The sequence below is a fragment of the Flavobacterium sp. genome, assembly GCF_965284515.1.
Lineage (GTDB): Bacteria > Bacteroidota > Bacteroidia > Flavobacteriales > Flavobacteriaceae > Flavobacterium.
The window spans coordinates 1,115,710-1,139,738 of sequence record NZ_OZ260089.1; the positions used below are offsets into that span (position 1 = coordinate 1,115,710).

Genomic DNA, 24,029 nt, shown 5'->3' on the forward strand with positions numbered 1-24,029 from the left:
AAAAAATGAATATACCAGCTAATTTAAAATATACAAAAGACCATGAATGGGTTGCTATCGAAGGAGATGTTGCAACTGTTGGAATTACTCATTTCGCTCAAAGTGAATTAGGAGATATTGTATATGTAGAAGTTGAAACGTTAGACCAAACTCTTGACAAGGATGAAGTTTTTGGAACTGTAGAGGCTGTTAAAACTGTTTCTGATTTGTTCTTGCCTTTATCTGGTGAAGTTATTGAATTTAATGATAGTTTAGAGTCTGAGCCAGAAGTTGTAAATTCTGACCCTTATGGTGCGGGATGGATGGTAAAAATTAAAATTTCAAATATGTCTGAAATTCAAGAATTACTATCTAATGAAGATTATGCGGCTCTTATTGGAGCGTAAATTTATTTTTATAGCTGTTGTCTGGACTGTTTTAATTACATTCCTAAGTCTAATTTCAATGATTGCTACTCCGTCATTTATGATGAAGTTACCTTTGAAAGATAAAATAGTTCATTTTCTGTTTTATTTCATTTTGGTCACTTTATGGAGTTTTAGTTTTAATCACAAGACTTTTCATCTCAGGCTTAAAATTCTTGTAGGTGCAATTTTTTATGGCATAATTATTGAGATATTACAAGATACTATAACTGTATCAAGAACAGCTGATTTTTTTGATGTTATTGCAAATTCATTAGGGGCGTTGATTGCATTTTTTACGTTTCCTTACTTTGTAAAAGTTTTTTATAGTACAAAAATTAAAAATTAAAAAAATAATATTTATATTAGCAACACAAAAATGAAGTCATGGAACTAAAGAAAAACCCAAATGTTGACCCAAAAAGAAATAGTACGCTTTATTTCCAAGTAGGTTTAGCAGCAGTATTATTATTAACATTTATAGGAATAGAGTTAAAATCTGCAGATCCTGTAATTGAAACGGAAAAATTGAGTTTGGTTGATAATTTTGTTGATGACGAGGAAACAATAATTACACTTCCTCCTGTTCAAAGACTACCGCCGCCGCCGCCGCCTGCTCCAGAAGTTATTCAGGTAGTTGAGGATAAAATTATTCTAGAAGACAAGAAAATCGAGACTACAGAGGTTGACGAAAAGAAACCTGTTGTAGTTGTTAAAGCTTCTGAAGTTGGAGAAGCGGGAGGAGATTTTGATGATATACCAGATGAATTACCATTTGCGGTTATTGAAAATATCCCAGTATTTCCTGGTTGTGAAGGTTTGCCTAAAAATAAACAAGCTGATTGTTTTAACGAGAAAATGACTGCCCACATCAATAAACACTTTACATACCCACAAAGAGCTCAAGAAGACATGATTCAAGGTAGGGTTCAAGTTCAATTTGTAATTGATAAACAAGGTAATGTAACTGATATTAGAGTAAGGGGTCCTAAAGGAGGAGAGTTACTTGAAAAAGAAGCTCAGAGAATTGTTTCTAAGCTTCCTAGGTTTACTCCAGGAAAACAAAGAAATAAACCAGTTAGTGTTAGATATGCTCAGCCGATAACATTTAAACTTCAATAATATTTAAAACCCAATCATTTGATTGGGTTTTTTTTGGCACATAAATTGTATTATGATAATTATCAAAGTATTGTTTAATTAAAATTATCATAGTATGAGACCAGATGTAAAGTTTAAAGGAAAAGCAAAAAATAGTTTTGCCTATTTTCAAATAGGTTTAATTATTACTATGATTGTATCGCTTTTTGTGTTAGAGTATAAATTTGAACATAAAAAACCGATTGATAAAAGAGGTGAGGATGTAACATTGATTGAAGAATCAGTTTTCAGATACAATCCCATTGTTTCAGAAAGTAAGCCTGTTGCTAGAATTGAAAAGCCAGTTGTAAAAGTCAATATAACAAGTCCAGTTTTTAAGAAAGTGGATAATAACAAAGTTTTAAATCCAGAAACAAATAATGTTCCTGCTGAAAATAATACAACAAATGTGGTTAATTCTGAACCTAAAGAATCTCCGATTAAAGGAATAGTTGAATCACCTCGTGAGAATACTATTTTTTCTGTAGAACAATTGCCAATGTTTGATGCTTGTAAAGGAATTCCTAGAAGTGAACAAAAAGAATGTTTTGATAGCCAATTAGCAAAAGCTATTTCAAGAAACTTAACTTATCCAGAGTCTGATTACGAAAGTGGTAAACAAGGTACGGCTCTAGTTGAATTTGTTATTGATGAGAAAGGTAATATTACAAATGTAGCTTCAGTTGACAATAAACGTGCTACTTATGAAATGAGAATGGCTGCTGAAAAAGCAATTAAAAAAATACCTAAAATTATTCCTGCAAAACAAGGAAAAGAACCGGTGAGAATAAAATATATCATTCCTGTTTCATTTAGATTGAAATAAAATAATTTAAAAAATAAAAAAATCCCTTTTTAAAAGGGATTTTTTTATTTTTACAACTTTCATGATAATTTAACTATGGATATTAAACAATATTTAGATTCTACGTATTTAAAAACTTCAGAACAATCTTTAATAAGTGAGAAAGAGAATGATGAAATTGTTAAAGCGGCAATAAATGAAGCTATTTCTGAGCGTTTTAAACTTATCATGATTAGGCCAGAATATGTTGCTTTAGCAAAAGAGTTAGTTAATAAGTTAAATTCTCATTTATTAGTAGGTACGGTTATAGATTTTCCAAAAGGAACAAGTTCAACTGAGTATAAATGTAGTGAAGCTCTTAATGCAATAAATAACGGCGTTGACGAATTAGATTATGTTGTTGATTACGAAGCGTTCAAACGAAATGAATTGGATTATGTGAAGAAGCAAGTTGTAGAGTGCACTCGGCTAGGTTTAAGCAGCAATAAAGTTGTAAAATGGATTATTGAAATTGCAGCGTTAAATAATCATGAAATAGTTCAGTTGACAGCTTTAATTAAGAATTGTGTGATTTCAAATTTTAATGAATCACAATATGATAAGGTTTTTGTAAAGTCTTCAACTGGTTTTTATGTTACTCATGATGGTTCGTCAAACGGAGCAACAATTTCGGCAATTAAGTTAATGATTGAAAATGCTTTTCCGTTACCTGTTAAAGCTTCAGGTGGAGTTAAAAGTTACGAAGATGCAGTTCAAATGATTCGCCTTGGTGTTAAAAGAATCGGAACTTCATCGGCAAAGCAAATTGCCAATAATGAAATTACTAATACAGATTACTAATTTAGATATGAAAAAAATATACTATATCGTTTTATTGTTGGCTTCAGGCTTTTCATTGAAAGCACAAATTAATTCTTCAAACGAGCAGCTTCCTCTTTTTCCAAATTGTGAAGAAGTAACTTCTGATAAATATGAAGCTTGTTTTTATAATACCATTCAAGATTTCTTTTTTGAAAACTTTAAAGTTCCAGAAGAAACTTCTAATTCAAATTTTAAGGGGAATGTGGTAGCGTTATTTGAAACAGATACACTAGGTCAATTTAGTGTGATTTATGTTGATGCTTTAACTGAAGATTTAAAAAAAGAGACTAAAAGAATTTTTGATATGTTGCCTAAGGTAAAGTCTGCAACTTATTCAGGAAGAAAAATATATTCAAAATTTACTATTAAAATCCCGATTCCTTTACAGAAACCACAGCCATATAGTTCAAGTTCAATTGAACAAGTGTTTGACAAAACTAATTCTAAATTAATTGATAATAGTAAGGTGTTGAATGAGTTTGAAGCAGTTTCCGAGAATTACAAACCTTATGAAAACGCTACTTATAAAAGCAGATTGAATATTCCTTTTACGCATCTTAATTATTCTAATTTCGATGCTTTAATGAATCAAGTAGGAAGCAATAATCATACAGCAACTAAGCCTTATTCGTATCAAGAAGTTGCAAAATATTATGATTTTGAAACGGTAAATCAATCTTTACAAAAAGATAAATCAACTTGGTTAGGTAGAAAGTTATGGAACGAGAATTTAGTAGCTATTCAAGGAGAAGGTTATTGGTTTACAATGAATCCGATTTTAGATTTAAGAGTTGGTAAGGATTTGGATAGTGAGTTGTCAAATACTTTCGTAAATACTAGAGGTGTACTCGTTCAGGGTGAGTTAGGTGAAGAATTGAGCTTCTCGGCTTCCATATTTGAAAGTCAAGGAAGATTTGCTGATTATTACAATCAATATGCCTTAAGTATAAGACCTTCGGGAGGAAATCCAGCTATAATTCCGGGAATTGGTATCGCTAAAGAATTTAAGACGGACGCTTTTGATTTTCCATTGGCAGAAGCAAATATAAAGTATACACCTAGTAAATTTGTTAATTTGCAATTAGGTTATGGTAGAAACTTTATTGGAGATGGATATCGTTCGCTTTTACAAGGAGACGGAGCTAGTCCTTATCCGTTTTTAAAGATTAATACGACTTTTTGGAAGATTAAATATACCAATACTTATATGTGGTTGAAAGATGTCCGTCCAGAAGTTACGGTTGATGAAGCATACGCAACTAAGTATATGGCAAGTCATTATTTGAGTTATAATGTTTCAAAAAAGTTAAATATTGGTCTTTTTGAAAATGTTGTTTGGTCAAATACTAATGATAGAGGTTTTGATGTAAACTTTGTGAACCCTATTATTTTTTATAGGGCAGTTGAGTTTTCTTCTTCTTCAAAAGCTGGAAATGCAGTTTTAGGGATTACTTCAAAATACAAATGGAATAATCAAATAAATTTTTACGGACAATTTCTAATCGATGAATTTGCTATTGGTGATGTTAAAGAAAGTAATCAAAGTTGGAGGAATAAATTTGGTTACCAAGTTGGTGTTAAGTATTTTGATGCATTTAAAGTTAAAAACTTGATGTTGCAAATGGAGTATAATCAAATACGACCATATGTCTATTCTCATAGTAATCCATTGACTAATTATGCACATAATAATCAAAGTATGGGGCATAATTGGGGCGCTAATTTCAGAGAGTTAATTGGAATTGCAAGATATTTTAAAGGAAGATATTTTGGAGAAGCTAAATTCATTTATGGGCAGAGAGGGTTTGATTTTAACTCTTCAACAGATACATTTAATTATGGGGGAAATATTTATTTGGATTATGATGATAATAGGCCATATGATACTGGTGTTTCTATAGCTCAAGGTAATAAAACCAGTGTAATTATTGCTGATTTACAATTAGGTTATGTGGTGAATCCATCAGCGAATTTAAAAGTTTTTGGTAATTTTATGTATAGAAATTTTGATCCAACTGCAGAAACTGCTACCACATTAAAGTCTAATACAACTTGGTTTTCTATAGGGTTAAGAAGTGATTTGTTCAATTGGTATTTTGATTATTAAAATCTTTTTATCTTTTAAGAATTGTTGCTGTTTTATCAATAATCTTATTTGTATCTTTGCCATCAATAAAAATTAAAGTTTTTCATCTATTTTGAGTACTACAACTTTGAATACTACTAAAAAATCAATATTTGCAAATTTTGTGGCAATTACAAAAGCCAGACTGGCTATTAGTGTTGTTTTTTCAACAATTGCAGGTTATTTATTAGGAGTTGAAAATTGGGAAAATTCAAATTGGTTAACGGTTTTATTGTTAATTATAGGCGGTTATTGCATGGTTGGTGCGTCAAATGTTTTCAATCAAGTTATAGAGGTAGATTTGGATGCCTTAATGGATAGAACTAAAAATCGTCCATTACCTGCTGGAGAAATCACAAAAAATCAAGCAATATTATTAGGAAGCGTTTTAACCGCGATTGGTTTGATTATTCTATTCTGTATAAATCCTAAAACAGCGATGTTTGCAGCGATTTCAATATTCATGTATGTGAGTTTGTATACACCGCTTAAAACAGTTACACCGTTGTCCGTTTTTGTTGGTGCTTTTCCAGGAGCTATACCGTATATGTTGGGATGGGTAGCTGCCACAGGCCATTTTGGAATAGAAGCCGGTGCGTTATTTATGATACAATTTTTTTGGCAATTTCCACATTTTTGGGCAATTGGTTGGTTTTTATACGATGATTATAAAAAAGCAGGTTTCTTTATGTTACCTACTGGAGAAAGAGATAAAAAGACAGCTTTACAAACGATATTGTATACTATTTGGATGATTTTGGCTTCTTTAATTCCTGTGCTGGGAATTACAGGAAGGTTATTTTTAACAAGAGTATCTGCAGTTATTGTATTTGCACTTGGTGTCTGGATGCTTTTTGCTGCAATTAAATTGTATAAAGAAATGGATGCAAAAGCTGCAAGAAAGCTTATGATTGTTAGTGTAACGTATATTTCATTAGTTCAAATAATATTTGTTTTAGATAAATTTTTAAGATAATATGGAAACAAAAATGACTTTAGAAGAACATCAAATACGAAAAGGAAAATCGTATAAACTGTTGTTGTTGTTTGGAATGATAAGTATTCTTATGATTTTTGCAGGTTTAACAAGTGCTTTTGTGGTAAGTACTTCTAGGCCAGACTGGATGAATAGTTTCGAAATGCCATCGGCCTTTATTTTTTCTACTTTGGTTATGATTACAAGTAGTGTTACATTTTACTTAGCTTATAAATCAGTAAAATCAGATAATAGGTCTCAAGCAACATTATTTTTATGGTTAACTCTTTTATTAGGGATATCATTCGTATATTTCCAATTCAAAGGATTTCAACAAGCAGTTGAAAGTGGTTATTATTTCACAGGAAGCGAAAGTAATGTTACCACTTCTTTTCTGTATATTGTTGTAATTGTGCATTTAGCACACTTAATTGGAGGCTTTATTTCGTTACTTGCTGTAATTTATAATCATTATAAACAAAAATACAATGCCTCACAAACCCTTGGTATTGAACTAAGTGCGATGTATTGGCACTTTATGGATTTTATTTGGGTTTATTTGTTTTTATTTTTCTATTTTTTCAAATAGAAAAAAAGTAATAAATTTGGGAACTTTTTAACAATAAAAAATATATGGGAGCGACAGTTACTTCACATGACGAACACGCTTTATTAGACGGCGGTCCAGGACCTTTAGGTGCTACTTATGGTAAAATGATGATGTGGTTTTTTATCGTATCAGATGCCTTAACATTTTCGGGATTTCTTGCGGCGTATGGTTTTTCAAGATTTAAATTCATTGAAAATTGGCCAATTGCCGACGAGGTGTTCACTCACTTTCCTTTTTTACATGGTGTTCCAGCGCCTATGTATTATGTTGCCTTAATGACATTTATCTTAATCTTTTCTTCTGTAACTATGGTATTGGCAGTAGATGCTGGTCATCAAATGAAGAAATCAAAGGTTGCGTTTTACATGTTTTTAACAATCATAGGAGGTTTTATTTTCTTAGGGTCACAAGCTTGGGAATGGAAAAACTTTATCAAAGGTGAGTATGGTGCAATTGAAACAAAAGGTGGTTCAATATTACAATTTGTAGACAAAGATGGTAAACGAGTTGCTTTACATGAATTTGCTAAAGTATTGCCTGAAGAAAGAACGCAACTTACAAGAGATAAAGGGTTTTGGTTTACCGAAGAGTCTGCCTTACCAACATTTTCAGTTAATGAAGTTGTTGAGGGATTTAAGGCAAATCCGAATATCCTTATTAAATCAGAACAAATTGTAGATAAAGAAAAGGTCGTTCTTTCTAGAGAAGAATCATTAAAAAAGATGGAGTCTGCTAAATACGTTGTTGAAGGGGCTAACTTGATTAGAAATGAATATGGGCATAAATTATTTGCTAATTTCTTTTTCTTTATTACTGGTTTCCACGGTTTCCACGTTTTTACAGGTGTTTTAATTAATGTTATTATTTTCTTCAATGTAATTTTAGGTACATACGAGAAGAGAAATAGTTATGAAATGGTTGAAAAAGTAGGTTTATATTGGCACTTTGTAGATTTAGTTTGGGTATTTGTATTCACATTCTTCTACTTAGTATAATTTTAAAATAAAAAGTATCATGGCACACGCACACGAATCAAATACAAAAAGAATCTGGATGGTTTTTGCAATATTATCTGTGATTACTACTGTTGAAGTAGCGCTAGGTATTATTAAACCAGATTCATTATTTAGAGTTCATTTTCTTTCAACGAGTTTATTGAATTGGATATTTATTATTTTAACTATTGTTAAGGCCTATTATATTGTATGGGCATTTATGCACTTAGAAGGAGAAACAAAAGGATTAAGATGGTCTATAGTAGCTCCATTAGTCTTTCTTATATTGTATTTATGTTTTATTTTATTAGTTGAAGGTGACTATGTTTATGAAGTATATAAGACTGGTCATATTAAATGGAATTTTTAACAAGATATTTTGATATACTTAATCCCGCATCTCGCGGGATTTTTTTATTTTTGTAATATATTATAATCTAAATGAAAAAGAAAATTGTTTTAATTGGGCTTTTTATATTGCCTATAGTAACATATTTAATTTTTGCATCTGCAAAACACAATTCATTGTTCCTGCCTACTTTATCAAAATCAAATAAAGAATTACCTTCTAATTGGAAAAGCTTGAATATTTCTGAAAAAGTTCATCTTAAAAATAAAATTACTGTATTAGGTTTTTTAGGAAAAAATGTAGAATTGAGTAAGGGAAACTTATTTAATTTAAATCAAAAAATATATAAAAAATATTTTGGGTTTAATGATTTTCAATTAGTAATGGTTGTTTCAGAAGGACAAGAAGAAGCAGTTAAAAATGTTATCATGGAATTGAAGCCAATTACTGAGGATATGAGTGGTTGGAAGTTTGTTTTTGCACCTGAAACAGAGATTATACCTTATTTTGATACTTTTAAATTAATTGGTGGTCTTGATGAAAATTTAAGTACTCCATCAGTTTTAATTATAGATAAAGAGATTAATCACAGAGGTAGAAAAGGTAAAGACTTAAAAGGTGAAGAAGATTATAGAGATAGTTATAATACTATTTCTGCAGCTGAACTTCATAATGAAATGACTGACGACATGAAGATTATCTTAAGAGAATATCGTTTAGCTTTGAAAAAGAATAAAAGGAAAGACGCGTTTAGGGATAAAATAACTAAGAATGTTGAAGAACAAGTTAAAGACAAATAATATGAAAAATAAATCTTATATAGGAATTTCGTTTATTGTTTTAATTTTTGGAATTTGGACCGTAAAAGAAGTAAAGGCTCGTTATTTTACAAAATCTGAGTTAATTGAAATTGGTTCTGCTCCGAGCTTTTCATTAATTAATCAGTACAATAAGAGCATTTCAGATAAAGATTTAAATGACAAAGTGTATGTGGTTGAATTCTTCTTTTCAACATGTCCAACTATTTGTCCAAAAATGAATCAAAATATGCTTGAAATAGAAAAACAATTTATTTCAAATGATGATTTTGGAATTGTTTCAATAACAATTAATCCTGAAAATGATACTTATCAAGTATTAAAAAATCACGCGGATCATTTAGGCGTAAGTCATAAAAACTGGTATTTTTTAACTGGAGATAAAGATTATATTTATGAAATTGCTAACAAAGGCTTTAATTTATATGCTTCTCAAAATAAAAAGGTAGCAGGAGGTTTTGAGCATTCTGGCTTTTTTGCCTTAATTGATAAAGACGGAAATATTAGATGTAGAAAAGATGAATTTGGAAATCCTATATTGTATTATGATGGGCTTGAAAAGTCAGGTATTGATGCTATAAAAGAAGATATTATAATTTTATTAGAAGAATAAAAATGGAACAAAAGAACATAGAAACAAAATATAATAAGCTAATAATTGCATTATCAGTTATTATTCCACTTGCTGTCGCTGGCCTTTTTGGTGTCAATTTAAGAAAATTAGGTTACGATGTTGAGCCTCTGTCATTTTTACCGCCAATTTACGCAACTATAAATGGGTTTACGGCCGTTTTGTTAATTGCAGCCGTTGTTGCAATCAAAAATAAAAAAAGAACCTTACATGAAAGATTAATGAAATTAGCAATTGCATGTTCAGTTGCATTTTTAGTAATGTATGTTGCATATCATATGACATCAGATTCTACTAAATTTGGAGGTGAAGGAGCAATTAAATATGTGTATTTTTTTATTCTTATAACACATATTGTACTTTCAATAATAATTATCCCTTTAGTTTTAATTACATATGTTAAAGCTTTAACTCAACAATTTGACAAACATAAAAAAATTGCGAAAATCACTTTTCCTATTTGGTTGTATGTTGCTGTTACAGGTGTAATAGTTTACCTAATGATATCTCCATATTATGTCCATTAGAAAATACTTAGAAAAAGGTTTGTTTGTTTTGTTTCTTTTTATCTCCTTTTCATCAAATGCGCAATGTGCAATGTGTAGAGCTGCATTAGAAAGTGAAGAAGGAGGTAGGCAAGCAGAAGCAATTAATGACGGAATTGTTTATTTAATGATCATTCCTTATGTTTTAGTTGCCGTTGGCGCATATGCTATATATAAAATAAGAACTAATAAAAAAGATATTGAAGATAATTAGTTTATTCTAGTCCATCAATAGATATTTTCATTTTTCCGGAGGTACTTATAAATGCAATTATTGCTTTATCGGATATTTCCACCTTTTCAAATTCAAAATCATTCAAAGTTCCATTTATATAAATTCCTTTAGCTGGAGAATAATTATTTAGATATGGCAACATGCTGTTTTTTGCTTCTTCTAAATTTTCTTGAATTGAGTATCTACAGCTTTCTCTTATTTTATTTAAAATGGTTCCTTGAGCTAGCCAATTTGCAGATTTTAATAGTATGTTTTTCGTATTTAAAACATAATCTAAATCATCAAAATATATTTCTTTTGATAATGAATTATAGTTGGGGTAGCCAGATAGATAGATGGTTCCGTTTATAGAACCTATTAAGTCTAAAGCAATTATTAATTTTGTGTCTTTTTGCCAAATGTCTACTTTTTGTACAGTTACACTTCTACTTCCAGATGCAAAAGTAACTCCTTTGAAGTTTTTTGTAATGACTTCAGATGCGTTTTTATAAGTTGATACTGCGGCAATTGAAGCATTTATTTTGTCAGGCATACTGGAAACCGGTTTTAAAATAAGGTCTTCTTTGTTAAAATTGTTTTTGGGCTCTTGCCCAACCATTGTTTGCATGATGCATTTTAATCCCATTTGCATTGTTATTTTTTTGTCTTTTATAACTGCAGAAGTGTCGTAAAGTTCTATTGGTTGTAGTTTAAACCAAGTGTCGAATGATGTGTTTGCTAAAAAAGGTTTGCTTAGCGTTTCTAATGCCTCAAGAACATTTGGTTTAAAGTCACAGGTTGAATCAATAGCATAGTCAATTTCTTTTGCGATTTTGTTTTTAAATAATGAAACAGTAGGATTAATTAAGTAGGTTATGGGAACAAGTTTTCCTGCAATAACAATACTAGGGCTCTCGTTCCATTCTAGTTTTTCAATTGTTGAATTTGTAGTAAGTTTCCAATTTGTTAGGTGGGTTTTGCTTTCCAAGGTTAAAACTCCATTTAAATAAATATCTTTAGTGTCATTTAAGCCCCAAAGATCAGTTCCGTATTTAATTGTTGCAACAATTTTTAAAGGAATTTTCGAAAAGATTATTCCATTTTTTTCTTCTAAAATAATCGCATCTGTTTTCCAAATTTTCATTTTTGTGTTGTCACTTTCAAAATCATCATCTTCATATATTAAACCTTTTAGATTTTTATTTATTTGTGATTGAATATCTACCAATCCAATTTCTATAGGCATAGCAATAAACGAAATTTTATTCTTGTATATTAATGGAGAATTCTCTGTTGCTATTGGTTTTAAGGCTTCAATTTTCTTAACAGTACTGCAAGAAGTAAAAGTAAAAACAAGGATGTTGACTAGTAATAAAGAAATAAATGTTTTCATTGTAGAAATTATTTTAGTGTAAAAGTAAAATTTTAATTGTTTCCTGTAACAAATCAGTTGTTTTTTGGTCTTATTATTAAATCATTTATAAATTATATATAATGACATTAAAAAAAATAATATTTTTTCTATTGATGATAGGTTTTCAACTATCGGCTCAAGAAAAAAAATGGACTTTAAAAGAATGTGTTGACTACGCAATTGAAAACAATATTTCTATTAAACAATCTGAGTTAGATTTAAAAACATCAGAGGTTGAAAAAATGGAAGCAATTGGAGGTTTTTTGCCAACATTAAGTGGAAATGCTAACTACAGTATGAATACTGGAGCAAGTATAAACCCAGTAACAAATCAATTTCAAAATCAAACTTTTAAGTCTTTCTCAGCGTCAGCTAATTCTGGCATTACAATATTTAACGGTCTGGCTAACTGGAAAACTTTACAGCGAAGCAAGCTAAATAAAATAGCAAACACCTATCGTTTAGATAAAATGAAAGATGATATTGCTCTTTCAGTTGCCAATTCATATTTGCAAATTTTATTTAATAAAGAGCAATTGAAAGTTTTAATTAACCAAAATAGTATTACTAAAGAGAATTTAATTAGAACTCAACAGTTAATTGATGCGGGTTCATTACCAGCGGGAGATATATATGAGCTACAGGCAACAGATGCCTCTCAACAGCAACAGATTATTAGTACAGAAAATACACTGTTAATTTCAAAAATTGCTTTGTGTCAAATGTTGTTAATAAATGAATATACTTCGTTTGATGTTTCTGATGAAATTTTAGATATGCCACTGACGGATTTAAGTAATGCTTCACAACAAGAGATACTAGCAAAAGCAAAAGAGTCTGTAAATGATATTAAAATTGCGCTATCTAATGTTGATATTGCAAAGAAGGATGTTGCTCTTTCTCGCTCATCATATCTACCAACTTTATCTGGTTTTGTAGGCTATAATACTCGTTGGTCAGAAAGCACTCCCTTTAACTTTGTTGATCAATTGTCATTATTTGATGGAACTGCTATTGGATTACAATTAAATGTTCCAATTCTTAATGGTTTTGCTACAAGAGGTAGAGTTCAGAGGGCGAAAATTAATCAAGAGCGTTCAGAATATCAATTAAAGCAAGCAGAGTTAGATTTAGAAAGTAAAGTATATCAGGCTTATAATGATGTTGTTAATGCGAAAAAGAGCTATGAAGCAGCACAAAAAACATTACAAGCTCGAGAACAAGCTTTTAAGTTTTCTAAAGAAAGATATGAAGTAGGCCTATTAAATACATATGATTTTTCTCAATCTTCTATCGCATTAGATAATGCACAATCAGATGTCTTAAGAACAAAATATGATTACATATTTAGAACAAAAATATTAGAGTTTTATTTCGGAATACCATTAATTGAAAAACAATAAATTATGACAAAGAAGTCAATATTCATTACAGTTGGATCTGTAATTGCTTTTATAGCTGTATTATTAGTGTTGAAAAATGCAGGAGTTATAGGGAATAATGAAGATGTTAAAGTTGTGGAAATAGCAAAAGTCAATGAAATGACAATTGTAGAAACAGTTTCTGCTACTGGAAAAATTCAACCAGAGGTAGAAATTAAGATTTCTTCTGAGGTTTCGGGAGAAATTATTGATTTACCTATAAAAGAAGGACAGCAGGTTAAAAAAGGTGACTTGTTGGTGAAAATAAATCCAGACATCTATGTTTCAGGAGTAAATAGAACTGCTGCATCGGTATCAAATACTAGAGCAGGGTTAAGTCAGGCAGAAGCTCAAGTTAAAGAAGCTCAAGCTAATTATGATAGGAATAAATCTTTATTTGAAAAAGGAGTTATCTCAAAATCTGAATGGGACAGAATTGTTTCTGCTTATGAAGTTGCAGTAGCATCGAAACAATCAGCATATTACAATGTTCAAAGTGCTTCAGCAACTTTAACAGAAGCAAAAGATAATTTAGGTCGTACTACGATTTATGCACCTGCAGATGGAACCATTTCATTACTTTCTGTTGAACTAGGTGAAAGAGTACTAGGAACACAGCAAATGGCAGGAACTGAGATTTTACGAGTGGCTAATTTAAACCATATGGAAGTTGAAGTAGATGTAAACGAAAATGATATTGTTAAGGTAAGTGTTGGTGATTCGGCTAAAATTGAAGTTGATGCTTATTTGAAAAAAGAATTCAAAGGAATTGTTACAAGTATTTCTAATTCAGCTAGTTCTGCATTAACAGCTGATCAGGTGACTAACTTTAAAGTAAAGGTTAGAATTTTAAAAGAGTCTTATATGGATTTGATTGAAGGGAAACCAGAAACGTATTCTCCCTTTAGACCAGGGATGACTGCAACGGTAGATATTATAACAAATAGAAAAGAGAAAGTTATTGGTGCGCCAATTAGTGCAGTTGTAATCAAAGACGATACTACTTCAGTAAAGAAAGATATTATTGCTGAGTTAGATAAAGAAGTAAAAGAAAAAAACGGAACCTATAAATCTGATCAAAAGTTTGAATGTGTTTTTGTTAAAAATGGAGATAAAGCTCAGATTAGAGTTGTAAAAACAGGAATTCAAGACGATACGAATATTGAGATTATTTCTGGTTTGAAAAAAGGGGACGAAATTATTACCGGACCTTATACAATGGTTTCAAAAGAATTAAATTCTAATGATAAGATTAAACTAGAAGACAAGTCAGAGAAGAAAGAATAATTTGTTGATATAATTTAGTGAAAAAGAGGTGTGAATATCACGCCTCTTTTTTATTGGAATACTAACGCTAAACTTCGTATTTTTGCATCATAATATTTTTAAGGAATGAGCTTTATATTAAGTATAGAAACTGCAACAAAAAACTGTTCAATCGCATTGTCGAAAGAAGGGAAAACAATTGCATTAAAAGAAATTGCAAACCAAAATTTTTCTCATGCAGAAAAACTCCATGTTTTTATTGAAGAGATTTTAACTGAAAATCAAATTACTTTTAAAGATTTAATTGCACTTGCGGTTAGTAAAGGTCCAGGTTCATACACGGGCTTAAGAATTGGAGTTTCTTCAGCTAAGGGTTTGTGTTATGCTTTAAATATTCCTTTAATTTCAATAGATACTTTAACTTTATTAGCAAGACAAATTACTGTCAAAGAAGGTGTAATTGTACCAATGATTGATGCCCGAAGAATGGAAGTGTATACGGCTGTTTTTAATCCTGAATTTAAAATGATTAAAGAAGTAGAAGCACTAATTGTTGATGAAAATTCCTTTTCAGAAATTGAAAGCAAGGTCCATTTAGTAGGAGATGGAGCATTAAAGTTTAAAGAAACTCTAACTAATGACAAGTTTAAATTTTACGAAGATGTTGTTTATCCTTCTGCAAATGAAATGAGTTGTTTGGCGTTTGAAAAGTACAAAAAAAGCGACTTTGAAAATGTCGCTTACTTTGAACCTTATTATTTAAAAGATTTTGTGTTAAATAAATAGTTATTTCTTTTTAATTTCCACTTGATGAGGAAATGGAATTTCAATGTTTGCTTTGTCAAAAGCAATTTTACATTCTTCTAGTATTTCTGAACGAACCTTGAAATAATCGTCAACCTTTGCCCATGGTCTAATTGCCATATTAATACTACTGTCTGCAAGATCTAATATAAAAGTGGCTGCTTCGGGCTCTTTTAAAACTTGAGCGTTTTTATTCATTACTTCTTCAATAGTATTTTTTACTAATTGTAAATCTGAGCTATAATCAACACCAATAACAATGTCAACTCTTCTAATTCCTTCTTGTGTATAATTTGTAACTACACCGTTTGATAAAATTCCATTTGGGATATAAATGGTTTTATTGTCGGCAGTTAGTAATCTGGTATTAAAAATTTGAATTTCTTTAACACTACCAATTGCGCCTTGGGTTTCAATAACATCTTCTACTTTAAATGGCTTGAATAAAATAATCAAAATTCCACCTGCAAAATTAGATAGTGAACCTTGTAAGGCTAAACCAACGGCTAAACCAGCAGCTCCTAAAATGGCTACAAAAGAAGATGTTTCAACTCCAAGTTTTGAAATAAAAGTTATAAATACAAGGATTCTTAATGTCCAAAAAAGGAGGTTTCCAACAAAATTAACTAAGGTTTCTTCTACATGTCTCTTTTTTAAAATTTTCTTTACTAATTTGGTTATGATACTCGTTGCCCACAAACCAATAAAAAGAATTAATAAAGCAAAAATAATTTTAGGAGAATATTGTATAATAATTTTTTTAAATACTTCGAAGAAGCCTTCTATTTTATTGTCAATCATTTTTTGTTTTTTGTATTGTTTACAAAGGTAATTTTTCAAATGGTCTTATAAAACAAAAACATCCTATAAATAGAATGTTTTGTTGTACGTCTTTTGAAAAGTTATTCTATTTCAAAAGTAATTTTTAGATTTACTCTAAATTCTGCAACTGCATTGTCTTTTATTGATGCACTTTGATCTTGGACGTAAACAGAACGAATGTTTTTTAATGATTTAGACGCATGTGTAACTGCTTTTTTTGTTGCATCTTCCCAGCTTTTTTCTGAACTAGATAATACTTCGATAACTTTTAAAATTGCCATTACTGTTTTTTTTAAGATTGTTAATAAGTAACCAATTTACAAAACGCAAAGAACTTTTGCAAATTTCTTTTTTTAATTAATAACATTAACTTAACATTAGATATAATTAGTTAAAGGAATTTTGCATAAAATAATTATATACAATTAGATGGAACAAATTTATGTGATAATGCTTGTTGCTCTTGCAATTCTAGCATCAATCGATTTAATGGTTGGAGTAGCTAATGATGCTGTAAATTTTTTAAATTCAGGTATAGGTTCAAAAGCTGTTTCTTTTAAAACTTTAATGATTGTTGCCAGTGTTGGAATTGCATTAGGGGCTTTGTTTTCAAGTGGAATGATGGAAATTGCGCGTAGTGGAATTTTTACACCTTCAATGTTTACTTTTAATGATGTAATGATTATTTTTCTTGCAGTGATGGTTACTGATGTACTATTGCTAGATTTGTTTAATTCACTAGGACTACCTACTTCTACAACGGTTTCTATTGTGTTTTCATTGTTGGGAGGTGCTGTGTGTTTAGGGGCATATAAACTATTATCGGATACTTCTGCTACAGGTAGTATTTTGCAGTATATTAATCAAAAGAAAGCAACAGAAATTGTAACAAGTATTTTATTATCGGTACTCCTCTCTTTTTCTATAGGGGCTTTTGTTCAATATATTTCAAGAATATTGTTCTCTTTTGAGTACGAGAAAAAGGTAAAGTATTTTGGAGCTATTTTTGGAGGTATTGGTATAACGGCCATCTCTTTTTTTATTCTTTTCAAAGGACTTAAAAGTTCAACCATTTTATCTGCTAATATAAAAGATTATATGAGTACACATCAATTGTTGATTATTGGTGTAAGTTTTGTTTTTTGGACTATCCTTTCTCAAATATTCATTTCATTTAAAGTAAATATATTTAGAATAATCATTGTTATAGGGACTTTTGCGCTTGCATTAGCTTTTGCAGGAAATGATTTAGTAAACTTTATTGGTGTTCCAATAGCAGCTTTGCAATCATATGAAATTTATGTCGCAAACGGGAGCGATTCTTCTATGCTTATGGGTGCACTAGCTTCTTCAGAATTAAAAGCTAATTTTTGGTTATTGCTTTTTGGTGGTGGTATTATGGTGTATACTATTTGGACATCAAAAAAAGCTAAAGATGTAATTGCAACTGGAGTTGATTTGTCAAGACAAAGTGAGGGAACTGAGAAGTTTGATGCTAATAATTTATCAAGAGTTGTAGTTAGAGGCGTTATGTATATTGGTCAAATGATTAATTATGTTTTGCCAAAATCAATTCAAATTAAAATTGATAAAAGGTTCGAAAAACCTGAATTAAAATCAAGAAAAGCCGATCAAGCAGCATTTGATATGGTTCGAGCATCGGTTAATTTAATGGTAGCTAGTATTCTTATTGCTATAGGAACTTCTATGAAATTACCACTTTCAACTACTTATGTTACTTTTATGGTAGCTATGGGTACATCATTTGCAGATAGGGCTTGGGATAGAGAAAGTGCTGTGTTTAGAGTTGCTGGAGTTATTAATGTTATTGGAGGATGGTTCGTTACTGCTTTTGCTGCGTTTCTAACAGCGGGTCTAGTAACTTTGTTTTTACAATTTGGTGGGGTTTTTGCCTTTTTTGCCTTAATGATTGCTGTAGCTATTTTAATGTATAGAAGCTCAAGAAACCATATCAAAAAATCTAAAGAAAAAGAAGAAGAAACTTTGTTAAACAAAGAAGATATCGTAACAATTAATGAAGTTATTAATGAGAGTTCAGATCAAATAGCTAGCCTAATTAACAAGTCTAATAAAATTTATAGTGGAGTTATAAGCGGCTTAAGTTTGCAAGATTTGTTGATTTTAAAGGAAAATAAAAAGGCAATTAAAAAACTTGAAAAACAAGTTGATGACCTAAAGAATAACGTATATTATTTTATTAAAAATTTAGATGAAACTTCGGTTGAAGGAAGTAAATTTTATATATTAATATTAGGTTATTTACAAGATATTTCGCAGTCAATGAGTTTCATAGCGCAAAATGGCTATTCCCATGTAAATAATAACCATAAACAATTAAAGTTTAATCAAACTAGAGATTTAAAAAGTGTTGAATTACAAGTTTTAGAATTATTCAATAATATTGTTTTGGTCTTTAATAATAAAGATTTTAAAAACATTGATACTATATTAGCTGAGAAAAATGTAACATTAGATAAAATTTCTGACTTGATTCAAAAACAAATTGAAAGAATTAGAACTACTGAAAATAGTCCTAAAAATAGTAAATTGTATTTTGCATTATTGTTAGAAACTAATGATTTAATTAAGGCTACAATGAGTTTGTTAGAATTGTTTAAAGATTTTAATCAATATGCCGCTAATAAAGTTAAGTAGTATTTAAAGTAAAGCCAATAAAAAAAGGAACCGATTGGTTCCCTTTTTTATTAAAACATTTTAAGCATTTATTGCTTCAACTTTTATGTCTTGATCTTTTAGCATGTCTTTTAACATGTTCTCAATTCCGTTTTTTAAAGTAAATGTAGAAGAAGGGCAGCCGCTACAAGCTCCTTGTAAAATTACTTTTACTCTTTTTTCTGTTGGATCAAACGATTCGAACATAATGTTTCCGCCATCGCTTTGAACAGCAGGTTTTATATACTCTTCAAGGATATTAATTATTTGTTGTGAAGTAACATCAAGCTTGTCAAAATATTCTTCTTGTTGTTTCTTATGGTTCTCTGTTTTAACGATAAGAGATTCATCAACAACAACATTGCCTTTTTCTATAAATTCTTTAATAAAGGTTCTAACTTCTAAGGTAACATCGTCCCAATTTGCAATTTCAAACTTTGTAATTGAAATATAATTTTCATCAATAAAAATTTCTTTTATGAATGGAAATTTAAATAATTCTTTAGCTAAAGGAGATGCAATTGTATCATCGATATTCTTGCATTCAACCATTGTTTTAGTAAGTAATTTATTGCTTACAAATTTTAAAACCGCAGGGTTTGGTGTGTTTTCAGCATAAATTGAAACTGGAGTTTTTTTAGTGCTGTTTTCTTCAACCTTTACAATAACTCCTCCAGAGTTTATAAAATTTTCAATTTGTTCTGCTACTTCATCTTGAACATCTTTCCATTCAACAATTGAAAATCGTTCAATTGCAATAAAGTTACCAGATATATAAACTGTTTTTACAAAAGGTAAATAAAATAATTGTTGAGCAAGAGGTGAGTTTTTTGTTTCGTCAATGTTTTTAAATTCAAAACTTTGATTTTTTACAATAAATTCCTCTAATTCAAATTTAATAATTAATGGATTGTTAGTTTCTTTTATGGCGATTTTGTGCATTTTCTTTTTTTACAAAGGTAATAAACAAAACCTGGATACATATTTCATTTTTATTTTTTTAACTTTTAACATTCATTTTAGATAAAAATAAGTTATTAAACTTAAATTAAAATTTATATCTTTGGCAAGTTCGTAATTTTTACGGGCTTTAAAGCTTATATATATCAGCTGATAAACAGTTGTTTACATTAAATTATTGAAAATGAATTTAAAAAAGATTTTTTTAATTTTTGCTTTTGCATTGTCTCAAATTACTTTTTCACAAGAAGGAGTAGCTGTTTATTCAGATTATTTGTCGGATAATTATTACTTAATTCATCCTTCAATGGCTGGAGCTGCAAATTGTGGAAAAATTCGTTTAACGGGTCGTCAACAGTGGCTTGGACAAGAAGACGCTCCTGCTTTACAAACAATAAGTTTTAATACTGCCTTGGATGAAGATGGTGTTTCAGGAGTTGGTATGATTTTGTTTAATGATAGAAATGGATATCATTCTCAAAGAGGTGCTAAGTTGACATATGCTCATCATTTAAGATTTTCTAGAGGAACTTCAGATTTAAATCAATTATCTTTTGGTTTAAGTGCTGCATTCGTTCAGAGTAATATTGATGGTACAGATTTTACTGGTTTTGATCCAGTAATAGTTCCAGGTGTTATTCAGAAAGACGCTTATTTTAATGTTGATATTGGAGCTTCATATCATTATATGGATTTTTTCACACATTTGACAGTTAAAAATTTTCTTGCAAATAGAAGAGAGTTATATACTAGTGAAATTGAATCTGATAACTTAAGAAAATATCTTTGGAGTGCTGGAGCCGTTTTTGGCGATAGTGATAAATTAATGTTTGAGCCTTCATTTATGTTTCAAATGGTTGAAGAAACTTCTGAAAAATCAATTGATTTAAATCTTAAGGTTTATAAGAATGTTGACTTTGGAAGACTATGGGGTGGTGTATCTTATAGAAGAAGTTTTGATGGAGCTGAGTATTTAAGTGGATCGACAGTTAAAGAACAAAAATTACAATATATTACTCCAATTATTGGTGTGAATTATAAAAAATTCATGTTCTCATATACTTATTCTCATTTATTAGGAGATATTAAGTTTGATAATGGTGGTTTCCATCAAATCACTCTTGGGTTTGATATATTTTGTAGAGCTGCTGATTGGGATTGTAATTGTCCTGCGGTTAATTAAAGAATTAATATTTATATAATATATATGTCCTGAATTTTATTCAGGACATTTTTTTTAAATTAGAATGTATGTTAATTAAAGATGTAAATGGTAAGTCACCAAGTATTCCTTCTGATTGTTTTGTTGCAGAAAATGCTACTATTGTAGGTGATGTTTCTTTTGGAGAAAAATGCAGTGTTTGGTTTAATGCTGTGATAAGGGGAGATGTAAATTTTATTAAAATTGGTAACAAAGTGAATATTCAAGATGGAGCAGTAATTCATTGTACTTATCAAAAGCATCCAACTATTATTGGTAATAATGTTTCGATAGGTCATAACGCGATTGTTCACGGCTGTGTAGTGCATGATAATGTATTAATTGGAATGGGGGCAATTGTAATGGATAATTGCGTTATACACAGTAATTCTATAGTTGGTGCAGGTTCAGTTGTTACTCAGAATACTGTAATAGAGTCTGGAGCTATTTATGCTGGAATTCCTGCAAAAAAGGTTAAGGATATTGATCAAAGTGACTTTGCAGGAGAAATAGATAGAATATCTAATAATTATGTAATGTATTCAAGTTGGTTTAAAGAAGAATAGATAATTAAAAGTTTTTTTCAAAAACAGTAGAGTCGTTCTTTAATATGGTTTTTAAAACTTTAGAATCGCTATTAGTATAAAAGTGTTGATAGCTTTGCTCATTTGAACTATTTGTTAATTTATATTGATTTAAGATATGTTGCGTTTGTTTTGCAACAGCTTCGCCAGAATCAATTATTTTTACGTTTGTAGGTATTATTTTTCTTAGTTGTGGAATTAAATAAGGATAATGACTACAACCTAAAACTAAATAATCAATATTTTGTTCTAGCATTGGTTCAATGTAGCTTTTTAATAGTAAAGTCATTTCGGTTGATTCAATGTCACCATTTTCAATTAGTTGGACTAAACCATGGCCTACTTGCTCAATTATTTTTACGTCAGAGAAATTTTCTACGTTTTTATGAAATAACTCACTATTAAGTGTTCCTTTTGTTGCTAAAATTCCTATTGTGTGAGTGTTGGTTTTATTTGCCGCAGGTTTTATTGCAGGTTCAATACCGATGAATGGAACTTTGTATTTTAATCTTAATTCTTTAATTGCATTAGTAGTTGCTGTATTACAGGCTACGACAATTAGTTTACTGTTTTTGTTTAATAAAAGTTCAGTATTTTTAATTGACAAATCTATAATCTCTTCCTTCGATTTAATTCCATAAGGTGCATTTTTACTATCTGCCAAGTAAATTGTGTTTTCAAATGGCAAAAGAGAATGGATTTCCTTCCAAATTGATGTTCCACCAATTCCAGAATCAAATAATCCTATAGGGTTTGTATTACTCATATAACAAATGTAAAAAAAAACTGCTCAAACTAATTGAAGTTTGAGCAGTTAAATTTTTTAAAGATTTCAAATTAGAAACCTAACTCTTTTTTTACATCAGCTAATAAATCAGTTCCATCAGCAACCAATACTCCGCTTCCAGTAGTAGAGTCTAAAACATATTGAAAACCTTTAGCTTTAGCTACTTTTTTAATAGCAGCTTGCGCTTTTTCCATGATAGGCTTAATAAGATCTAATTCTTTTTGTTGTAATTCTTTTGTAGCATTTTCACGATATTGTTGAATTCTTCCACCCATATCTTGCATTTCTTTTGAGCGAGTTTCATTTACTGCTTCTCCAACTGTTGGAGCTTCTTGCTCATATTTTTGTAATTTTGTTTGGTATTCTTGTACCATAGTTTTATACTCTTTGTCATAAGTAGCCTGTACTTTTTCAATTTGAGTTTGTGCTGTTTTCATTTCAGGCATAGCAGTCATTAATGCTTGAACATCAATATGTGCCATTTTAGTTTGTGCAGATACTTGTGTACCAATAAACATTACTAATGCAATTGCTAAAGTTTTTAATTGTTTCATTCTTAGGATTAATTTATTTAGGTTATTATTCTTCTTTTTTGTTTTCTTCTTCTTTTGCTTTCTTAGCGGCTTCTCTTTCTTCTAAAATTTTTCTTCTTTTCTCTTCTAATGCTTTTTTTCTTTCCTCAGCTTTTAATTTTCTTTCTTCAATTATTAATTGCCTTTTCTCTTCTGCAGTTAGTTCTTTTTCTTTAGACGCATCTTTTTCGCCTGTATTTGAATTTTTATCTTCCTTGTCTGAATTGTTAGTTTCAATTACTGTGCCATTTTTTTTAGCTTCTCTCTCATCAATTAGTTTTTGCCTTTTTTCAGCCGCTAATCTTTTTCTCTCTTCAGCCGCTTGTTTTTTTTCTTCTAATAGTTTCTCTCTAGCAGCTTTTCTCTCATCTAATATTCTTTGTCTTTCAGCCATTGCAGGATTTTCATCAATCATATCTTCTTCTGCTTCCTTGGCGTCTTGCTCTTTAAGCTGTTTTTTAGATAGCTGTTCTCTTTTTTGAATTCTAGTAAGAATCCTAACAACTTGGTCGCTTATGTCAAATCTTTGAGCTGCAAAAAGCATTGTCAAGTCTGATGATTTATCAAAAATAAAATCATATTTTTTTGTTTCAGCAATATCTTGAATTGCTGTAAAAATTTGGTCTTGTATCGGTTTTACTAATAATGATTTTTGAATAATTAAGTCGCCTCTCGCTCCAAATCTTTTTTCTTGATAATCTAATAATTCCTTTTCTAAAAAAGCTATTTCTTCTTCTCTTTCTTCAATTAATTCTTTTGTTAAAAGTACTTTTTCTGTATTTAAAGCTTCTTTTAGTGCTTTAACATCATTCTTTTTAACTTCAATTTCTTGCTTCCATTTTTGAGCTTTCTGTTCTAGTTGGTTTTTTGCTTCAGCATAATCTGGGACTTTTTCTAGTATGTAATCCATGTCTATATAGCCTATTTTAACACCTCTAGATTGAGAGAAAGATAAAACGGAAATTAATAAAATAACAGTAGATATATGTTTATTTATTCTCATATTTTAAAGTTTAAATGCATTTTTAAAA

Annotated in this window: 27 protein-coding genes; 20 read left to right on the forward strand and 7 right to left on the reverse strand. The window is 29.9% G+C overall.

Annotated features, from left to right (window positions below):
- Nucleotides 1-5 precede the first annotated feature (5 nt).
- The 14 genes from gcvH (at nucleotide 6) to ACQ65T_RS05130 (ending at nucleotide 10,473) form a co-directional block, all read left to right on the forward strand.
- Nucleotides 6-386: a glycine cleavage system protein GcvH gene (gcvH, locus tag ACQ65T_RS05065; RefSeq protein ID WP_430400012.1), complete on the forward strand. Its 381-nt coding sequence runs from the start codon at nucleotides 6-8 to the stop codon at nucleotides 384-386.
- A 58-nt stretch (nucleotides 387-444) separates the two neighbouring features.
- Nucleotides 445-753: a VanZ family protein gene (locus tag ACQ65T_RS05070; protein WP_430400013.1), complete on the forward strand. Its 309-nt coding sequence runs from the start codon at nucleotides 445-447 to the stop codon at nucleotides 751-753.
- 38 nt (nucleotides 754-791) lie between these two features.
- A complete protein-coding gene (locus ACQ65T_RS05075; RefSeq protein ID WP_430400014.1) occupies nucleotides 792-1,526 on the forward strand; it encodes an energy transducer TonB in 735 nt (244 codons plus the stop codon).
- Nucleotides 1,527-1,620: 94 nt separating this feature from the next.
- Complete coding sequence (locus ACQ65T_RS05080; RefSeq protein ID WP_430400015.1) at nucleotides 1,621-2,370, forward strand: TonB family protein; 750 nt, start codon at nucleotides 1,621-1,623, stop codon at nucleotides 2,368-2,370.
- A gap of 75 nt (nucleotides 2,371-2,445) precedes the next feature.
- The gene (gene deoC / locus ACQ65T_RS05085) at nucleotides 2,446-3,189 is read left to right on the forward strand and encodes a deoxyribose-phosphate aldolase (protein WP_430400016.1); all 744 of its coding nucleotides are present in this window, start codon (nucleotides 2,446-2,448) and stop codon (nucleotides 3,187-3,189) included.
- Nucleotides 3,164-5,317, forward strand: coding sequence for a gliding motility protein RemB (locus tag ACQ65T_RS05090; RefSeq protein WP_430400017.1), 2,154 nt, complete (start codon nucleotides 3,164-3,166; stop codon nucleotides 5,315-5,317). The genes deoC and ACQ65T_RS05090 overlap by 26 nt, the downstream gene beginning before the upstream one ends.
- Nucleotides 5,318-5,408: 91 nt before the next feature.
- Nucleotides 5,409-6,311, forward strand: a complete 903-nt coding sequence (gene cyoE / locus ACQ65T_RS05095; protein ID WP_430400018.1) for a heme o synthase — start codon at nucleotides 5,409-5,411, stop codon at nucleotides 6,309-6,311.
- A gap of 1 nt (nucleotide 6,312) precedes the next feature.
- Entirely contained in the window at nucleotides 6,313-6,900 is a 588-nt protein-coding gene (locus tag ACQ65T_RS05100; protein ID WP_430400019.1) for a cytochrome c oxidase subunit 3, read from the forward strand.
- Between the two features lie 44 nt (nucleotides 6,901-6,944).
- Entirely contained in the window at nucleotides 6,945-7,916 is a 972-nt protein-coding gene (locus tag ACQ65T_RS05105; RefSeq protein ID WP_430400020.1) for a cytochrome c oxidase subunit 3, read from the forward strand.
- Between the two features lie 19 nt (nucleotides 7,917-7,935).
- Nucleotides 7,936-8,286 carry a cytochrome C oxidase subunit IV family protein gene (locus tag ACQ65T_RS05110; protein ID WP_430400021.1) on the forward strand — a complete coding sequence of 117 codons (351 nt, stop codon included), beginning with the start codon at nucleotides 7,936-7,938 and terminating at the stop codon, nucleotides 8,284-8,286.
- Nucleotides 8,287-8,357: 71 nt separating this feature from the next.
- Complete coding sequence (locus ACQ65T_RS05115; protein WP_430400022.1) at nucleotides 8,358-9,065, forward strand: hypothetical protein; 708 nt, start codon at nucleotides 8,358-8,360, stop codon at nucleotides 9,063-9,065.
- A gap of 1 nt (nucleotide 9,066) precedes the next feature.
- Entirely contained in the window at nucleotides 9,067-9,696 is a 630-nt protein-coding gene (locus ACQ65T_RS05120; protein WP_430400023.1) for an SCO family protein, read from the forward strand.
- A 2-nt stretch (nucleotides 9,697-9,698) separates the two neighbouring features.
- Entirely contained in the window at nucleotides 9,699-10,241 is a 543-nt protein-coding gene (locus ACQ65T_RS05125) for a DUF420 domain-containing protein (RefSeq protein WP_430400024.1), read from the forward strand.
- The gene (locus tag ACQ65T_RS05130) at nucleotides 10,231-10,473 is read left to right on the forward strand and encodes a hypothetical protein (protein ID WP_430400025.1); all 243 of its coding nucleotides are present in this window, start codon (nucleotides 10,231-10,233) and stop codon (nucleotides 10,471-10,473) included. Before ACQ65T_RS05125 ends, ACQ65T_RS05130 begins: the two co-directional genes overlap by 11 nt.
- Before the next feature lies 1 nt (nucleotide 10,474).
- Here the strand turns inward: ACQ65T_RS05130 and ACQ65T_RS05135 are convergent, their stop codons facing one another.
- On the reverse strand, nucleotides 10,475-11,866 hold the full coding sequence (locus ACQ65T_RS05135; RefSeq protein ID WP_430400026.1) for a DUF4403 family protein: 1,392 nt from the start codon (nucleotides 11,864-11,866) through the stop codon (nucleotides 10,475-10,477).
- Between the two features lie 101 nt (nucleotides 11,867-11,967).
- Here ACQ65T_RS05135 and ACQ65T_RS05140 point away from each other — a divergent pair, with 101 nt between their 5' ends.
- The 3 genes from ACQ65T_RS05140 (at nucleotide 11,968) to tsaB (ending at nucleotide 15,360) form a co-directional block, all read left to right on the forward strand.
- Complete coding sequence (locus ACQ65T_RS05140) at nucleotides 11,968-13,290, forward strand: TolC family protein (RefSeq protein WP_430400027.1); 1,323 nt, start codon at nucleotides 11,968-11,970, stop codon at nucleotides 13,288-13,290.
- A gap of 3 nt (nucleotides 13,291-13,293) precedes the next feature.
- Nucleotides 13,294-14,595, forward strand: a complete 1,302-nt coding sequence (locus ACQ65T_RS05145; protein ID WP_430400028.1) for an efflux RND transporter periplasmic adaptor subunit — start codon at nucleotides 13,294-13,296, stop codon at nucleotides 14,593-14,595.
- Between the two features lie 105 nt (nucleotides 14,596-14,700).
- Nucleotides 14,701-15,360, forward strand: coding sequence for a tRNA (adenosine(37)-N6)-threonylcarbamoyltransferase complex dimerization subunit type 1 TsaB (tsaB, locus tag ACQ65T_RS05150; RefSeq protein ID WP_430400029.1), 660 nt, complete (start codon nucleotides 14,701-14,703; stop codon nucleotides 15,358-15,360).
- On the opposite strand, the gene ACQ65T_RS05155 is transcribed toward tsaB, so the two are convergent.
- Together ACQ65T_RS05155 and ACQ65T_RS05160 are read right to left on the reverse strand one after the other, a co-directional pair.
- The gene (locus ACQ65T_RS05155; RefSeq protein ID WP_430400030.1) at nucleotides 15,361-16,179 is read right to left on the reverse strand and encodes a mechanosensitive ion channel family protein; all 819 of its coding nucleotides are present in this window, start codon (nucleotides 16,177-16,179) and stop codon (nucleotides 15,361-15,363) included. It abuts the gene before it with no gap.
- Nucleotides 16,180-16,280: 101 nt separating this feature from the next.
- The gene (locus ACQ65T_RS05160; protein ID WP_430400031.1) at nucleotides 16,281-16,481 is read right to left on the reverse strand and encodes a dodecin family protein; all 201 of its coding nucleotides are present in this window, start codon (nucleotides 16,479-16,481) and stop codon (nucleotides 16,281-16,283) included.
- Between the two features lie 148 nt (nucleotides 16,482-16,629).
- On the opposite strand from ACQ65T_RS05160, the gene ACQ65T_RS05165 reads away from it, so the two are divergent.
- Nucleotides 16,630-18,876 carry an inorganic phosphate transporter gene (locus ACQ65T_RS05165; RefSeq protein WP_430400032.1) on the forward strand — a complete coding sequence of 749 codons (2,247 nt, stop codon included), beginning with the start codon at nucleotides 16,630-16,632 and terminating at the stop codon, nucleotides 18,874-18,876.
- Nucleotides 18,877-18,936: 60 nt separating this feature from the next.
- Here ACQ65T_RS05165 and ACQ65T_RS05170 read toward each other — a convergent pair whose 3' ends face one another.
- Nucleotides 18,937-19,836 carry a NifU family protein gene (locus ACQ65T_RS05170; protein ID WP_430400033.1) on the reverse strand — a complete coding sequence of 300 codons (900 nt, stop codon included), beginning with the start codon at nucleotides 19,834-19,836 and terminating at the stop codon, nucleotides 18,937-18,939.
- 202 nt (nucleotides 19,837-20,038) lie between these two features.
- Between ACQ65T_RS05170 and ACQ65T_RS05175 the strand changes: the two genes are divergently transcribed.
- Both ACQ65T_RS05175 and ACQ65T_RS05180 read left to right on the forward strand, forming a co-directional pair.
- Complete coding sequence (locus tag ACQ65T_RS05175; protein WP_430400034.1) at nucleotides 20,039-21,037, forward strand: PorP/SprF family type IX secretion system membrane protein; 999 nt, start codon at nucleotides 20,039-20,041, stop codon at nucleotides 21,035-21,037.
- Nucleotides 21,038-21,105: 68 nt separating this feature from the next.
- Entirely contained in the window at nucleotides 21,106-21,621 is a 516-nt protein-coding gene (locus ACQ65T_RS05180) for a gamma carbonic anhydrase family protein (RefSeq protein WP_430400035.1), read from the forward strand.
- A gap of 4 nt (nucleotides 21,622-21,625) precedes the next feature.
- On the opposite strand, the gene murI is transcribed toward ACQ65T_RS05180, so the two are convergent.
- The 3 genes from murI to ACQ65T_RS05195 all read right to left on the reverse strand — a co-directional run bounded on the left by murI (nucleotide 21,626) and on the right by ACQ65T_RS05195 (nucleotide 23,995).
- Complete coding sequence (gene murI, locus ACQ65T_RS05185; RefSeq protein WP_430400036.1) at nucleotides 21,626-22,405, reverse strand: glutamate racemase; 780 nt, start codon at nucleotides 22,403-22,405, stop codon at nucleotides 21,626-21,628.
- A gap of 71 nt (nucleotides 22,406-22,476) precedes the next feature.
- The gene (locus tag ACQ65T_RS05190; RefSeq protein ID WP_430400037.1) at nucleotides 22,477-22,980 is read right to left on the reverse strand and encodes an OmpH family outer membrane protein; all 504 of its coding nucleotides are present in this window, start codon (nucleotides 22,978-22,980) and stop codon (nucleotides 22,477-22,479) included.
- A gap of 25 nt (nucleotides 22,981-23,005) precedes the next feature.
- Nucleotides 23,006-23,995 (reverse strand): OmpH family outer membrane protein, encoded by a 990-nt coding sequence (locus tag ACQ65T_RS05195; protein ID WP_430401328.1) that lies wholly within the window; start codon nucleotides 23,993-23,995, stop codon nucleotides 23,006-23,008.
- Nucleotides 23,996-24,029 lie beyond the last annotated feature (34 nt).

Bases quoted from the DNA above. Each gene is read 5' to 3' on its own strand.
- ACQ65T_RS05125 (WP_430400024.1), top strand. From the start codon at position 9,699: ATGGAACAAAAGAACATAGAAACAAAATATAATAAGCTAATAATTGCA.
- deoC (WP_430400016.1), top strand. From the start codon at position 2,446: ATGGATATTAAACAATATTTAGATTCTACGTATTTAAAAACTTCAGAA.
- ACQ65T_RS05155 (WP_430400030.1), bottom strand. From the start codon at position 16,179: ATGATTGACAATAAAATAGAAGGCTTCTTCGAAGTATTTAAAAAAATT.
- ACQ65T_RS05080 (WP_430400015.1), top strand. From the start codon at position 1,621: ATGAGACCAGATGTAAAGTTTAAAGGAAAAGCAAAAAATAGTTTTGCC.
- ACQ65T_RS05145 (WP_430400028.1), top strand. From the start codon at position 13,294: ATGACAAAGAAGTCAATATTCATTACAGTTGGATCTGTAATTGCTTTT.
- ACQ65T_RS05135 (WP_430400026.1), bottom strand. From the start codon at position 11,866: ATGAAAACATTTATTTCTTTATTACTAGTCAACATCCTTGTTTTTACT.
- ACQ65T_RS05120 (WP_430400023.1), top strand. From the start codon at position 9,067: ATGAAAAATAAATCTTATATAGGAATTTCGTTTATTGTTTTAATTTTT.
- ACQ65T_RS05070 (WP_430400013.1), top strand. From the start codon at position 445: ATGATTGCTACTCCGTCATTTATGATGAAGTTACCTTTGAAAGATAAA.
- ACQ65T_RS05175 (WP_430400034.1), top strand. From the start codon at position 20,039: ATGAATTTAAAAAAGATTTTTTTAATTTTTGCTTTTGCATTGTCTCAA.
- ACQ65T_RS05140 (WP_430400027.1), top strand. From the start codon at position 11,968: ATGACATTAAAAAAAATAATATTTTTTCTATTGATGATAGGTTTTCAA.
- ACQ65T_RS05115 (WP_430400022.1), top strand. From the start codon at position 8,358: ATGAAAAAGAAAATTGTTTTAATTGGGCTTTTTATATTGCCTATAGTA.
- ACQ65T_RS05190 (WP_430400037.1), bottom strand. From the start codon at position 22,980: ATGAAACAATTAAAAACTTTAGCAATTGCATTAGTAATGTTTATTGGT.
- ACQ65T_RS05180 (WP_430400035.1), top strand. From the start codon at position 21,106: ATGTTAATTAAAGATGTAAATGGTAAGTCACCAAGTATTCCTTCTGAT.
- ACQ65T_RS05165 (WP_430400032.1), top strand. From the start codon at position 16,630: ATGGAACAAATTTATGTGATAATGCTTGTTGCTCTTGCAATTCTAGCA.
- ACQ65T_RS05160 (WP_430400031.1), bottom strand. From the start codon at position 16,481: ATGGCAATTTTAAAAGTTATCGAAGTATTATCTAGTTCAGAAAAAAGC.
- ACQ65T_RS05090 (WP_430400017.1), top strand. From the start codon at position 3,164: ATGAAATTACTAATACAGATTACTAATTTAGATATGAAAAAAATATAC.
- tsaB (WP_430400029.1), top strand. From the start codon at position 14,701: ATGAGCTTTATATTAAGTATAGAAACTGCAACAAAAAACTGTTCAATC.
- ACQ65T_RS05105 (WP_430400020.1), top strand. From the start codon at position 6,945: ATGGGAGCGACAGTTACTTCACATGACGAACACGCTTTATTAGACGGC.
- ACQ65T_RS05100 (WP_430400019.1), top strand. From the start codon at position 6,313: ATGGAAACAAAAATGACTTTAGAAGAACATCAAATACGAAAAGGAAAA.
- gcvH (WP_430400012.1), top strand. From the start codon at position 6: ATGAATATACCAGCTAATTTAAAATATACAAAAGACCATGAATGGGTT.
- ACQ65T_RS05075 (WP_430400014.1), top strand. From the start codon at position 792: ATGGAACTAAAGAAAAACCCAAATGTTGACCCAAAAAGAAATAGTACG.
- ACQ65T_RS05130 (WP_430400025.1), top strand. From the start codon at position 10,231: ATGTCCATTAGAAAATACTTAGAAAAAGGTTTGTTTGTTTTGTTTCTT.
- ACQ65T_RS05170 (WP_430400033.1), bottom strand. From the start codon at position 19,836: ATGCACAAAATCGCCATAAAAGAAACTAACAATCCATTAATTATTAAA.
- murI (WP_430400036.1), bottom strand. From the start codon at position 22,405: ATGAGTAATACAAACCCTATAGGATTATTTGATTCTGGAATTGGTGGA.
- ACQ65T_RS05110 (WP_430400021.1), top strand. From the start codon at position 7,936: ATGGCACACGCACACGAATCAAATACAAAAAGAATCTGGATGGTTTTT.